This is a genomic window from Bacteroides thetaiotaomicron VPI-5482, assembly GCF_000011065.1.
GTDB classification, from domain to species: domain Bacteria; phylum Bacteroidota; class Bacteroidia; order Bacteroidales; family Bacteroidaceae; genus Bacteroides; species Bacteroides thetaiotaomicron.
The window spans coordinates 1,896,381-1,910,590 of record NC_004663.1; the positions used below are offsets into that span (position 1 = coordinate 1,896,381).

At 43.7% G+C, this 14,210-nt stretch carries 12 protein-coding genes; 9 read left to right on the forward strand and 3 right to left on the reverse strand.

What is annotated here, in order from left to right:
* Positions 1 to 173: 173 nt before the first annotated feature.
* On the reverse strand, positions 174 to 1,565 hold the full coding sequence (locus tag BT_RS07770) for an NAD(P)/FAD-dependent oxidoreductase (RefSeq protein ID WP_011107846.1): 1,392 nt from the start codon (positions 1,563 to 1,565) through the stop codon (positions 174 to 176).
* Positions 1,566 to 1,619: 54 nt separating this feature from the next.
* Positions 1,620 to 2,525 carry a glucosaminidase domain-containing protein gene (locus tag BT_RS07775; RefSeq protein ID WP_011107847.1) on the reverse strand — a complete coding sequence of 302 codons (906 nt, stop codon included), beginning with the start codon at positions 2,523 to 2,525 and terminating at the stop codon, positions 1,620 to 1,622.
* Between the two features lie 111 nt (positions 2,526 to 2,636).
* Here BT_RS07775 and cdd point away from each other — a divergent pair, with 111 nt between their 5' ends.
* The 9 genes from cdd (at position 2,637) to BT_RS07820 (ending at position 12,037) form a co-directional block, all read left to right on the forward strand.
* Positions 2,637 to 3,119, forward strand: a complete 483-nt coding sequence (cdd, locus tag BT_RS07780; RefSeq protein ID WP_008762228.1) for a cytidine deaminase — start codon at positions 2,637 to 2,639, stop codon at positions 3,117 to 3,119.
* A 3-nt stretch (positions 3,120 to 3,122) separates the two neighbouring features.
* The gene (locus tag BT_RS07785; RefSeq protein ID WP_011107849.1) at positions 3,123 to 3,962 is read left to right on the forward strand and encodes an AraC family transcriptional regulator; all 840 of its coding nucleotides are present in this window, start codon (positions 3,123 to 3,125) and stop codon (positions 3,960 to 3,962) included.
* Positions 3,963 to 4,050: 88 nt separating this feature from the next.
* Positions 4,051 to 4,632, forward strand: a complete 582-nt coding sequence (locus BT_RS07790) for a DUF417 family protein (RefSeq protein ID WP_008764769.1) — start codon at positions 4,051 to 4,053, stop codon at positions 4,630 to 4,632.
* A gap of 103 nt (positions 4,633 to 4,735) precedes the next feature.
* The gene (locus BT_RS07795) at positions 4,736 to 6,109 is read left to right on the forward strand and encodes an FAD-dependent oxidoreductase (protein ID WP_011107850.1); all 1,374 of its coding nucleotides are present in this window, start codon (positions 4,736 to 4,738) and stop codon (positions 6,107 to 6,109) included.
* Positions 6,110 to 6,674: 565 nt separating this feature from the next.
* A complete protein-coding gene (gene abc-f, locus BT_RS07800) occupies positions 6,675 to 8,273 on the forward strand; it encodes a ribosomal protection-like ABC-F family protein (protein WP_008767969.1) in 1,599 nt (532 codons plus the stop codon).
* An 86-nt stretch (positions 8,274 to 8,359) separates the two neighbouring features.
* On the forward strand, positions 8,360 to 9,148 hold the full coding sequence (gene nudC, locus BT_RS07805; protein WP_011107851.1) for an NAD(+) diphosphatase: 789 nt from the start codon (positions 8,360 to 8,362) through the stop codon (positions 9,146 to 9,148).
* Between the two features lie 6 nt (positions 9,149 to 9,154).
* On the forward strand, positions 9,155 to 9,718 hold the full coding sequence (locus BT_RS07810) for a Crp/Fnr family transcriptional regulator (protein WP_008762221.1): 564 nt from the start codon (positions 9,155 to 9,157) through the stop codon (positions 9,716 to 9,718).
* Positions 9,719 to 9,802: 84 nt separating this feature from the next.
* Complete coding sequence (locus tag BT_RS07815; RefSeq protein WP_048698198.1) at positions 9,803 to 10,852, forward strand: acyltransferase family protein; 1,050 nt, start codon at positions 9,803 to 9,805, stop codon at positions 10,850 to 10,852.
* A gap of 9 nt (positions 10,853 to 10,861) precedes the next feature.
* Positions 10,862 to 12,037 carry a DUF418 domain-containing protein gene (locus BT_RS07820; protein WP_011107853.1) on the forward strand — a complete coding sequence of 392 codons (1,176 nt, stop codon included), beginning with the start codon at positions 10,862 to 10,864 and terminating at the stop codon, positions 12,035 to 12,037.
* A 305-nt stretch (positions 12,038 to 12,342) separates the two neighbouring features.
* Here BT_RS07820 and BT_RS07825 read toward each other — a convergent pair whose 3' ends face one another.
* Entirely contained in the window at positions 12,343 to 14,088 is a 1,746-nt protein-coding gene (locus BT_RS07825; protein WP_008767964.1) for a phospho-sugar mutase, read from the reverse strand.
* Positions 14,089 to 14,210 lie beyond the last annotated feature (122 nt).

Sequence of the window (14,210 nt, forward strand, 5' to 3'; positions counted from 1 at the left end):
ATCAACTGATTAACAGAGAATAATAAAAAAGAGAAGGTGTCCGATATCGGACACCTTGTACGAATTTACCGTTCAAAAAAACATGGTGTCACTATACTGTTGTTATAGTGTCACTATCTCCTTGTAATAGTGTCACTATACCGACCGGATAGTGACACCATCGCAAAACGGTGCTATACTATTTCTTTTGAGTTTGGTTGCGGTTCTTGTTTGGCCGGTTGCGGCTCCTGCATGAGGTCTTTCCCCCAATGGGTAGTTGCCTCAATTGCTTCCCGGTCACGGATCTCTTTCGCCTTGCGGGCATAGACAATCATTCTCATGGACTGATCATAGGTGAAGTAATTCCATACCCAGTTCAACAACACCACTACTTTATTGCGTACTCCCAGAATAGAGCGCAGATGTACTACCAGCCACATTACCCAGGCAAACCATCCCTGCATCTTCACCTTGCTGAATTCCGCCACGGCACGATTACGCCCGACAGTCGCCATCGACCCCAAGTTACGATAATGAAAAGGCTTCATCTCTTTTCCTTTTTCCAGGCGGATCAGATTCTTTGCCAGCAATTCCCCTTGTTGGATGGCAACTTGTGCCAGTTGAGGATGTCCGTTCGGATAATCTTCGTCACCGGAAAGAATACATAAGTCACCAATGGCAAATACATTATTCGTTCCTTCTACCCGATTGAAGGCATCTACTTTGATACGGCCTCCACGACCGATTACGGACGTATTCATATTCCCAAAAGAAACTCCGGTCACTCCACTTACCCAAATAAAAGTACGGGTAGCAATCTCACTGCCGTCTTCAAGTGTCACCTTATGGTCACGGTAATCCGTGACACGCTTATTTAAAAGAATGTTGACTCCCATTTCACGGAGGAACTGTTCTGCATGACTAGATGAGTCTTCGGACATTCCGGCAAGTAGCCGCGAACCCGCTTCTATCAGATAAATATGCATCAGACTACTGGGCATATCGGGATAATCATTCGGCAATACAAATTTCTTCATTTCCGAAAGTACTCCCGCCACTTCCACTCCCGTGGCACCACCACCTACGACAACGATATTCAGCAACTCCTGCTGTTCTTGTTTGTTGGAGCAGGTCACAGCACGCTCCAAGTTGGCGAGAAGCGCATTTCTGAGCCCCATAGCTTCGGACACGTTTTTCATTGGCATGGCCTCCTCTTCGATATGTTTATTACCGAAGAAATTGGTCGTCGTACCTGCGGCAAGAACCAGATAGTCGTATTCCGCCTTCCCTATGGAAGTCTGTATCATGTTCTTTTCGGGGAAAACAGCACGTACTTCCGCCATACGGAAATAAAAATCTTTCCGATGCTGGAATATCTTGCGGAAAGGGAAGGAAATGGAAGTCGGTTCCATACCTGCCGAGGCCACCTGATAAATTAACGGAGGGAACTGATGATAGTTGTTCTTATCTATCAACACAACTTGAAAGCCTGATTTTTTCAGCTTATTAGCCAACTTCAAGCCACCGAAACCACCGCCTACAATGACGACCCGTTTCTTACTGTCCTTTGCAATATTTAGACTCATATATTAATCATGTTTTATCATACATAATAACACATGAGTATGGCATAAAGTTTTCTAACGCAGACGCAAACGATCTCCTACCTCCGGAATATATTCTCCGTCCTTACGATTCATCTTGTACAGATTCTTGAGACGGATACCATATTTCTGCGAGATGGCATGCATAGAATCGCCGTCTTTCACAATATATACAGTATGAGGCTTGGATGCTTTCTTCTTTTTACTCTTCAGATAGATAATATCTCCGTTCACCAAAGTATAATCACGCTGCAAGTCGTTATACTTCACCAACTTCTTCCAGCTGATATCAAATTCCTTACCTAAATCCTTGAAAGTATCCCCACTACGGGCTACGATATAGGCGATATCATTGGCGATATACACCGGATGCGGACTCAGCAGCCACGGGTTCTTTCGCAACTTGCGTTCCGAGTAGACACCTTTGCTGTCATATTTATACAGGTCGTAATCTTCGATAATCGTAATCAGTCGATTGGCATAGGAAGGGTCTGTGGCGTATCCTGCCTTTTTCAATCCGCGTGCCCATCCTTTGTAATCGGTGATATCGAGTTTGAAAAGGAAGGCATAACGGGCACCTCTTTTCAGAAAGTCGGAATGGTCTTCGTACGATTCGCGGGGATGCTTGTAGGCACGGAAGCATTCATTGCGGGCATCGTCGTCATGACGTACCGAACGTCCGCGCCAACTGCCGCCACACTTAATACCGAAGTGATTATTACTCTTGCGTGCCAACTGGCTGTTTCCGGCTCCGCTTTCAAGCAATCCCTGTGCCAGAGTGATGCTTGCGGGAATTTTGTGAAGCTTCATCTGCTCCACAGCCAAGTCACTATACTTATTTATATATTCTACATAACGTGCATTCCGTCTTTGTGCCTGTACTCCTACGGCAAAGAAGATAATGGCAGTTAGAAAGACTAGTCTATACAATTTGTTCTCCATTTTAACTTATATGTGGATTATCGGACACAAAAATCTGAAAAATAATTGGGATTATCAATCTCTTTTCTAACTTTGTAACATTAATAATGTAGAACTAACCTATTTACCGATATGAAGGACCTCACAATTACCGCTATAATCAAAGTATATCAATACGATGAACTGAACGAAGCTGACCGGTCATTAATGAAAACAGCCATGGAAGCAACCGCCCGCAGTTATGCTCCTTATTCGCATTTCTCGGTAGGCGCCGCCGCACTGCTGAACAACGGAACCATTGTGACGGGAACCAATCAGGAGAACGCAGCTTACCCGTCGGGACTTTGTGCGGAACGTACTACCCTGTTCTATGCCAACTCGCAGTATCCCGACCAACCGGTAAATACTCTCGCTATCGCAGCAAGAACCGAAAAGGACTTTATAGAAACTCCTATTCCTCCTTGTGGCGCCTGCCGCCAAGTGATTCTGGAAACGGAAAAACGATACGGCCAGCCTATCCGCATTCTGCTATACGGCAGAGAATGTATCTACGAAGTAAAAAGTATCGGCGATTTACTACCGCTGTCATTTGACGCATCAGCCATGGAGGAATAAATTATGTTACAACAGTATCACACCAAACTAAAAGGAACACTCGCTCTCACAGATTCTTATCTGACAGAGAAAGCTTTGCAAAAAGAAAAAGGACTCTATAAGTTTATATGGGTCCGCCAAGGAAGCATTACAGTAGAAATCGACCATCAGGAGATGGTACTTTCAAAAGATGACGTTATCTCACTGACTCATCTGCAGCATCTTGAATTTAAGTCCATAGATGGTGAATATATGACTTTGCTGTTCAACAGCAACTTCTATTGTATCTATGGAAACGACCACGAAGTGTCGTGCAGCGGCTTCCTTTTCAACGGCTCGTCCCACCTTGTCCGCTTTACACTGAACGAAGAAGAACGCCGGCAACTGGACCAGATTACCGAAGCCATGGAAAACGAGTTCACCGTTTCCGACAGCCTGCAGGAAGAAATGCTGCGTATCCTGCTGAAGCGTTTCATCATCCAATGCACCCGAATCGCCCGTCAGCGACTGGATATCACGCGCGAAAAGGAATCCGGCTTCGAGATTGTCCGCCAATACTACAACCTAGTAGACGAGCATTACCGGACCAAAAAGCAGGTACAGGACTATGCCGATATGCTTCACAAGTCACCGAAGACACTTTCGAACATATTCTCAACATGTAAACTGCCTTCTCCGCTAAGGGTCATCCACGAACGGGTGGAAGCGGAAGCCAAACGCCTCCTGCTCTACAGCAATAAGAGCGCGAAAGAAATTGCCGATATCCTGGGATTTGAAGACCAGGCTTCTTTCAGCCGTTTTTTCAAAAACATGACAGGACAGAGTGCCGTACAGTTCAGAAATACGGAAGTTGGGAAGAATTGATAAGTGAAGCGGAAGTATTGCCATTTCGGGGGTATGCAGAAAGCACGACCTTTGCGGTATAAAGTTAAACCCATAAAAAGACCGCAAAATGAAAGAGAAATTTATTGCTTTGCTTACCTTCACTTCCAGCTTGAAGAATTTCGGAATTAAGTTTATCCGTGTAGCTATCTTAGTCGTATTCGTATGGATCGGTGGACTGAAATATTTCCACTACGAAGCCGACGGAATTGTTCCTTTTGTAGCCAACAGTCCCTTCATGAGCTTCTTCTATGCGAAAGATGCTCCTGAATACAAAGACCACAAAAATCCGGAAGGAGCCTTCGTTCCGGAAAACCGCGCCTGGCACGAAGCCAATCGCACTTATACTTTCTCCTATGGATTAGGAGCGCTCATCATGAGTATCGGTATTCTGGTATTCCTGGGCATTTTCTTCCCGAAAGTAGCGCTGGTAGGTGATACGCTCGCCATCATTATGACGTTGGGTACACTATCCTTCCTTGTCACCACGCCCGAAGTCTGGGTTCCGAATCTGGGTGGAGATGAATTTGGCTTCCCGCTATTGTCCGGTGCCGGAAGACTGGTTATCAAAGATATCGTTATTCTCGCAGGAGCCGTAGTGCTTCTTTCAGACTCGTCACAACGCGTACTCAAAACACTGAAAAAAAGCTGATTCTGTCCGCTACGGACACCTTTGCTTCCCGGATATGACGCAAAACAAATATACTCTTCATGTGTTATAATAGCTGAGTATAAATCGTTAATGAAAGGAAGTTATGAAACAATATGATGCAATTATTATAGGGTTCGGCAAGGCAGGAAAAACACTGGCTGCCGAACTTTCCAACAGAGGATGGCAGGTCGCTGTCGTCGAACAGTCCGATGAAATGTACGGAGGGGCTTGCCCTAACGTAGCCTGTATACCAACCAAAACTTTGATTCACGAATCAGAGATTTCCACCCTGCTTTATCACAATGATTTTGATAAGCAGAGTAACATGTATAGGCAGGCGATTGCCAGAAAAAACAAACTTACCTCTTTTTTAAGAGAAAATAACTACGAGAAATTAAGCAAACGCCCTAATGTGACTATTTACACAGGTAAAGGGTCTCTCGTTTCAGCCAATACGGTGAAGGTTGCTCTTCCCGAAGAAGAAATCGAACTGCAGGGAAAAGAGATTTTTATCAATACCGGCTCTACACCTATTATTCCCAGTATAGAGGGTATTCAGCAAAGTCGAAATGTGTACACCAGTACCACTCTTCTGGAATTGGATATTCTGCCAAAGCACCTGATTATTGTAGGCGGAGGCTATATCGGACTGGAGTTTGCTTCGATGTACGCCGGCTTCGGAAGTAAAGTGACTCTTCTCGAAGCAGGAAACAGATTCATGCCCCGCAATGATTCGGATATTGCGAAAAGCGTTCGGGAAGTGATGGAGAAGAAAGGAGTCGAGATTCGTCTGAATGTCCGTACTCAATCGATCCATGATACGCACGACGGGGTAACTCTGACTTATTCGGATACTTCGGACGGCACTCCTTACTTTGTAGACGGTGATGCGATCCTTATTGCCACAGGCCGCAAACCAATGATTGAAGGACTGAACCTGCAAGCAGCCGGTGTAGAAGTCGATGCGCACGGGGCAATTGTAGTCAATGACCAATTACATACCAATGCCCCTCATATATGGGCAATGGGAGATGTAAAAGGAGGAGCGCAATTTACCTATGTCTCACTGGATGATTTTCGTATTATCCGGGATCAGCTTTTCGGGGACAAGAAACGTGACATCAACGACAGGGATCCTCTGCCTTATGCTGTATTTATCGATCCGCCATTGGCACATATCGGAATTACGGAAGAGGAGGCACTGAGAAAAGGGTATTCTTTTAAAGTCTCCCGACTGCCGGCAACCTCCGTTGTCCGTTCGCGTACCTTGCAACAGACTGATGGGATGCTAAAGGCTATTATCAATAGCCATAGCGGTAAGATTATGGGATGTACCATGTTCTGTACCGATGCTCCGGAACTGATCAATATGGTTGCAATGGCTATGAAGACGGGACAGACTTCTACGTTCCTGCGTGACTTCATCTTCACACATCCGAGTATGAGCGAGGGGTTGAATCAATTATTTGACGTATAATGTAAAGGGAGGGACTAAAACGTGCAGGAATACGTTAATAACCTTATTATGTCTTTCCACTAATCTGAGCCTATTTTTATGGCAATAACAGTTATCCCCAGTCGCACATTTGAGTAATACTTAGATGTACGACTGGGGAAAATGATTTATGCAAGAAAAACAAGAAAGACCGGCATTAAACACTCAAATGAATCAAATACTCATATCTATCATTTAAAACAGACTCAAAACAGAGCCTCTGAATCGAGTAAACAGAGCCTCTGAATGGACTAAACAAAGCCTCTGATTCAACCGAACAGAACCTCTGAAATACATCTTTTTTAGCTAAAAAACGGTGATATATAAAAGAAAGTACTATCTTTGCACCCAAGTTAAACTATATACTTACCACAATGAGAATTTCTAAGTAAGACAACACTTCTAGTAAACATCACTTTTCATCCATGCTTTTTCTTTATCGTTAAGCATCACGAAATTCGTGTTGTTTAGCCAGTATTGTGTTTGTCGTTCCCTTGTCCCGTGATTATCCTCACCCAGTTTTCAACCTCAAACCCAATAGACCATCATGCCTATTAGTATTCAACAAATCAGCTATATCCATCCGGATAAAGAAGTATTATTCAGTGACCTTAACTTTGCCATCAGTAAAGGGCAGAAGTTAGGATTAGTCGGCAACAACGGCTGTGGCAAATCTACCCTGCTGCAAATTATTGCCGGACAATTAGCACCCTCTTCCGGCGTCATCGTCCGACCGGACGACCTCTATTATATTCCCCAACATTTCGGGCAATATGATTCGTTGACCATCGCGCAAGCCTTACAGATAGACCATAAGCAGAAAGCACTACATGCTATCCTTGCGGGAGATGCCTCAATCGAAAATTTCAGCATATTGAACGACGACTGGAATATAGAAGAACGTTCCGTCGCCGCCCTCGATTCGTGGGGATTGGGCCAATTCCCACTATCCTACCCAATGAATCTGCTCAGCGGAGGAGAAAAGACACGCGTATTCCTCGCAGGTATGGACATTCATAATCCATCCGTCATACTGATGGATGAACCGACCAATCATCTCGATTCGTCAGGCAGACAACGTCTGTATGACTGGGTGGAAAAATGGCGTTCCACGCTGTTGGTAGTAAGCCATGACCGTACACTGCTGAATCTTCTTCCCGAAATATGTGAACTGGAAAAGCATCAGATCAGCTATTACGGTGGAAACTATGAATTTTACAAAGAACAAAAAACACTGATGCAAGAAGCCCTGCAACAACGCATCGAAGAAAAAGAAAAAGCGCTCCGCACCGCCCGCAAGGTAGCCCGCGAAACAGCTGAACGGAGGGATAAACAGAATGTACGTGGTGAAAAAAGAAACCTGAAAAAAGGTGTTCCGCGTATTGTACTGAACGGTTTGCAAAGCAAATCGGAAAAGAGCACTGCCAAACTAACCGGTGCCCATCAGGAGAAAGCCGAGAAGTTAACTGACGAGCGTAACCAACTCCGAAGTTCACTCTCGCCGACAGCTGCACTAAAGACTGACTTTAACAATTCCGGACTTCATACCGGTAAAATACTGGTTACGGCAGAGGAGATTAACTTCGGTTATCATCCCGATCAGCCACAACTTTGGCAAGCTCCTCTCAGCTTCCAGCTGAAAAGCGGGGACCGCCTTCGTATAGAAGGAGGCAACGGCAGCGGAAAAACAACTCTGCTGAAAATCATAACCGGACAACTTCAACCACTGAAAGGCACGCTCATACAGGCAAATTTCACCTATGTATATCTGAATCAGGAATATTCGATCATCAATGATCGAAACAGTATTTTGGAACAAGCCTATGCCTTCAATGGCCGCAACCTGCCGGAGCACGAAATAAAGATTATTCTGAACCGATATTTATTTCCGGCTTCCGAATGGGATAAATCTTGCCGGAAGCTAAGCGGCGGAGAGAAAATGAGACTTGCCTTTTGTTGCCTGATGATCAGTAATAATATGCCCGATATGTTTATACTGGACGAACCGACCAATAACCTGGATATACAAAGCATCGAAATTATTACCGCTACCATCAAAAACTATGCAGGTACTGTGATAGCCATCTCACACGATAATTATTTCATTCAGGAGATTGGAGTGGAACAAAGTATATTTTTAAGTTAATCTATTCATATTTTATCCGGTAAACCCTACATATATCGATACAGTTTTTATAACTTCGCAGCGCGAAGAAAATAGAAAAATATAAAATGAATCAAACAGCTGAATCCCTGTGGTTTGTCTTTTACAAAGACGAACTACTACTTGAAAAGGAGGGGAACGGTACATTTGCCATTCCCTGCGGAGAAATTCCTCCTATCCTGATCAAAGACAAGACTACAGTACACAATATCACCACACTGGAAGGAAGAAACTGCAAAGCTTATTCCGTATCCCAACCTATTGAAGAGACAGAGCAATATGCAATGATAGGGCTTCGCGCTTCTTACGAATACCTTCCGCTGGGACATTATCAGGCAGCAGGCAAAGCCCACGAAATACTGCATTGGGACAGAAACAGTCTGTTCTGCTCGGCTTGCGGCACTCCGATGGAACAAAAGGAATCTATCATGAAACGCTGTCCGAACTGTGGCCGTGAAGTGTATCCGGCTATCTCGACAGCCATCCTTGTTTTAGTGCGCAAAGGCGACTCCATACTTCTCGTTCATGCCCGCAACTTTAAAGGCAGATTCAACAGCCTTGTAGCCGGATTCCTCGAAACAGGCGAAACACTGGAAGAATGTGTAGCCCGCGAAGTGAAAGAGGAAACCGGACTGGACGTGAAGAATATCACTTATTTCGGCAACCAGCCCTGGCCCTACCCCAGCGGATTAATGGTAGGATTCATTGCCGATTATGCCGGAGGAGAAATCAAATTGCAAGAAGAGGAATTAAGCTCCGGTGATTTCTATACAAGAGATAATTTGCCGGAACTTCCACGAAAGTTGAGCCTGGCACGGAAAATGATCGACTGGTGGCTGGAATGCTCCCATAAATAAACAGACATGGAGAACATCATCAAAGGAATCCGCCGATATTATCCGGTATCTGACAGCTCACTGGAAATGCTTTTCAGCCACATGAAAAAGCTGGAATTGCCAAAGAAACACTTACTGATACACGGCGGAGTATCAGATCGTCACGTCTACTTTATTGAGAAAGGATTTTGCCGCTCCTATTGCCTGCGTGACGGTGAAGAAATCACGATCTGGTTCTCACGCGAAGGCGATATCACTTTTGCGATGAAAGACTTATACCACAACCAACCGGGATACGAATATGTAGAGTTACTGGAAGATTGCGAACTATATGCCATACGCATTGATGAATTAAATCAGATTTATGAAACAAATATCGAAATTGCCAACTGGGGACGCATTATCCATCAGGAATGTCTGCTCTACATGGACATACACCACATAAACCGACTATACCTACCGGCCAAAGAACGCTACGAACAACTTCTACGCGAACAGCCGGATGTAATTCACCGTGCCCAACTGGGATATATAGCTTCCTTTCTTGGGATGACTCCACAACATTTAAGCCGCCTGCGCTCCGAATCCTGAGTTCTTTTTAATCTATGTGAATTTTTATATCACAGAAAAACTGTACTTTTACAGCCGAATACAAAAAAGAAACAGATAAACATCGTGATCAACACATTAACATCTTTACGAATATTCTTTGCCTTGATGGTATTCGGAGCACATTGCTATGTTCTGGATACAAGTTTCGATGCCCACTTCTTTAAAGAAGGATTTGTCGGAGTCAGTTTCTTTTTTGTCCTCAGCGGGTTTATTATTGCCTACAATTATCAGGAAAAACTACTGACAAAAACGACTACTAAACGCACGTTCTGGGTAGCACGTATTGCCCGCATTTATCCCCTGCATCTACTTACACTATTAATTGCCGCATGTATAGGAGGATATGTTCAATATAGCGATACGACGGACTGGATCAAACACTTTGTCGCCTCTACCTTTCTGTTACAGCCCTTCTTCCCCTCTGCCGATTATTTTTTCTCTTTCAACAGTCCTTCATGGAGCTTGGGGTGCGAACAGTTATTTTATTTCTGCTTTCCTTTCGTGATTCCTTTCTTAAGCAGCAGGCGAAAACTATTGGTTGTACTCTCAATCTGTCTTCCGGTCATGCTGGCAGGTATGTATCTGACTGCCGACGAACAAATCAAAGCATATTGGTATGTCAATCCCATCACCCGCCTGCCGGATTTTTTTGTGGGAGTATTACTTTATCAGATCTATCAGTCATTACACAATAAAAAAATTTCTTCCTCCACGGGAACATTGTTGGAAGTAGCATCCGTCGCTTTATTTCTTCTTTTTTATCTTTGTGCCGCAGATATACCTAAAGTATACCGTTATTCTTGCTATTACTGGTTACCTGTTTCTCTGATGATACTCATCTTTGCCTTCCAGAAGGGAGGTATATCCCGGCTATTATCCAATCGGTTTCTGATAATAGGTGGAGAAATCAGCTATAGTTTCTACCTGATACATTTGTTTATTATACTCACATATACGAAAATGGCAGCGCTCTATCAATGGCAGGTGTCATGGATGATCAGTGTTCCCCTCATTTTCGGTATCACCATTATACTTAGTTTACTTTCTTACTATTATTTCGAAAAGCCCGCCAATAAATGGGTAAAACGAATACTAACTAAAAAACAATCATAAATCAACCCCATGGAATTATTAAAAAAGACACCACGAATTGAAGTAGTAGATGCCCTCAGAGGATTTGCAGTTATGGCCATCCTCTTGGTACATAATCTGGAACATTTCATTTTCCCCGTTTATCCGGAAAGTTCTCCCGAATGGCTTAGCATTTTAGATGCCGGAGTGTTTAATGCAGTATTTTCACTGTTCGCCGGAAAATCTTATGCCATATTCGCACTGCTTTTCGGATTTACTTTCTATATCCAATCGCATAATCAGCAGTTGAAAGGCAAAGATTTCGGCTACCGTTTTTTATGGAGACTGGTTTTACTTGCCGGTTTTGCCACTCTTAACGCGGCTTTCTTTCCGGCTGGAGATGTTTTGCTTCTGTTTGTTGTTGTCGGTATCATATTATTTATTGTACGCAAATGGAGCGATAAGGCTATTTTAATCACCGCTATCTTATTTTCATTACAGCCTATTGAATGGTTCCATTATATAATGAGTCTGTTCAATCCTGCCTACACCCTGCCCGATCTGAATGTCGGAGCCATGTATAGCGAAGTGGCAGATTACACCAAAAACGGAACTTTTTGGGAATTCCTCATTGGCAACGTCACATTAGGACAGAAAGCGAGCTTATTCTGGGCCATTGGTGCCGGACGCTTCTTACAGACTGCCGGACTTTTCCTGTTCGGTCTGTACATCGGACGCAAAGAACTGTTCGTCACTTCCGAGTCTCATCTAAAATTCTGGACCAAAGCACTGATCATTGCAGCTATCAGTTTCGCTCCGCTTTACTCTTTGAAAGAGCAGATCATGCAAAGTGACAGCAGCCTGATTCAACAGACCGTAGGGACAGCTTTCGATATGTGGCAGAAATTCGCATTTACCATCGTACTGATTGCTTCCTTCATCTTACTTTATCAGAAGGCTAAGTTCCAGAAAACCGTTTCCAACCTGCGCTTTTACGGAAAAATGAGTCTGACTAACTACATCACACAATCTATTATGGGAGCTATCATCTACTTCCCATTCGGATTTTATCTAGCTCCCTATTGCGGATATACGCTCAGTCTGATTATCGGAATCATTCTGTTCCTATTGCAGGTACAGTTCTGTAAATGGTGGCTGTCGAAGCACAAACAAGGACCATTGGAAACCATCTGGCACAAATGGACTTGGTTGGGAGCTAAGAAATAATGAAGAAAGCAGGCCACGAAGTACACACAAACTACAAACGAACAACTTATGAAAATGAAACGTTACGTATCACTCTAAAGCATCAACAAAACCGTGTATCCCCGTAGCCTGCATGTTTAAATTGAGATGATTTAGATAGAACAAGATTTCCATAAGAAGGATTAGCAAGGGAACTTAAAGAATGCAAAGGAAATGAAAGACCGATGAAAAGGCGGTTACATAAAAGAAACGCCTCCATAATCTTCGAGACTATGGAGGCGTTATTTATTATTTCTCTATTCTGAAATATCAGAAGAAGAACGGAATCAAATACCTAATGACTTCTTCACTGCTTCAATCTTTTCCATTGCAGCAGCATCAGCAGAAGCGAAACAGTTGCGACAACCCATTTCTCCTTGTACTTCCATATAGAATTTGATCTTCGGTTCTGTTCCCGACGGGCGAACTGAAACTTTGCTTCCATCTTCAGTGAAGTATTGGAGCACATTAGATGTTTCCGGCATATCAAGGTCAGTCACCTTGCCTTCTGCATCTGTCTGTTTCAGCGTCTTATAGTCTTTGCTCAAAATCACCTTGGAGCCACCCAGTTCTTTCGGAGGATTAGCACGGAAGTTTTCCATCATAGCTTTGATTTCTTCAGCACCGCTCTTGCCCGGTTTCACTACGTTCACTGTGAATTCTTTGGAGAATCCATATTCTACGTAGATATCCAGCAACAACTGGTACAATGACTTACCGTTATCTTTTGCCCATGCAGCTACTTCTGCAATCAGACAGCAAGCTGATACGGCATCTTTATCACGTACGAAGTCTTCGGCAAGGAAGCCGTAACTCTCTTCACCACCACCGATATATTTCTTTTTGCCTTCACGCAGACGGATTTCACGTGCGATCCACTTGAATCCGGTGTAGCAGTCGAGCATTTCGATGTTATTCTTATCAGCAATCTTCTTGATAAGTTCGGTAGTAACGATAGTCTTCACACAGAACTCATTACCCTTGATCTTACCCAATTGTTTGTACTGAGTCAGAATATAGTAAAGATACATCATACAAGTCTGGTTACCGTTGATCAGTACCCATTCTCCCTTGTCGTCCTTGCAGGCGATACCTACACGGTCGGCATCCGGATCGGAAGCCATCACAAGATCGGCATCAATTTCTTTAGCCAGATTGACAGCCATAGAAAGCGCTTCGGCATTTTCCGGATTCGGAGATATTACTGTCGGGAAGTTACCGTCTTTGATCATCTGTTCGGGAACAGTAAATACATTTTCGAATCCCCACATCTTCAAAGCGCGCGGAATCAACATCATACCTGTACCGTGAATCGGAGTATAAACGATCTTCATATCCTTATGACGGGCGATAGCTTCCGGATCAATAGAAACTGTCTTCACCATATCGAGGTAAATCTTGTCAATATCTTCACCGATGATCTGAATCAGATCCGGGTTCCCCTTGAACTTGATATCAGCAGCGGAAGCGATATTATTCACTTCATCAATGATACCAGCATCGTGCGGAGCCAGTACTTGCGCACCATCATCCCAGTATGCTTTGTAACCGTTGTATTCTTTCGGATTGTGAGAAGCAGTCAGGATAATACCGCTCTGGCAACCGAGGTGACGGATTGCGAAAGACATCTCCGGAGTCGGACGCATATCATCAAACAGATATACTTTGATGCCATTAGCTGAGAAAATGTTGGCTGAAGTTTCAGCGAACAGACGGCTGTTGTTACGACAGTCGTGACCAACCACTACAGAAATCTGAGGCAGATCTTTGAAGTTCTTCTTCAGATAGTTGGAAAGGCCCTGTGTAGCAGCACCTACCGTATAGATATTCATGCGGTTGCTACCTACTCCCATGATACCACGCAAACCACCCGTTCCAAATTCAAGATCTTTGTAGAATGCTTCGATCAATTCGGTTTTATCTTCGTTCTCCAACATGCGTTTCACTTCAGCCTGAGTTTCGGCATCATAAGCCGGGGTCAGCCATTTTTCGGCTTTCTCAGTGACCTGCTTGATAAGTTCCTGATTTTCCATTTCGATTATTGTTTATTGGTTAATGATTATTTCTCTATTCTCTGTCAATCCTTGAATATATGCCAAGTCTTGAGCACACAAATGTAAAAGAATAAGTTTATAAATCCTAGTTATTTAATGAA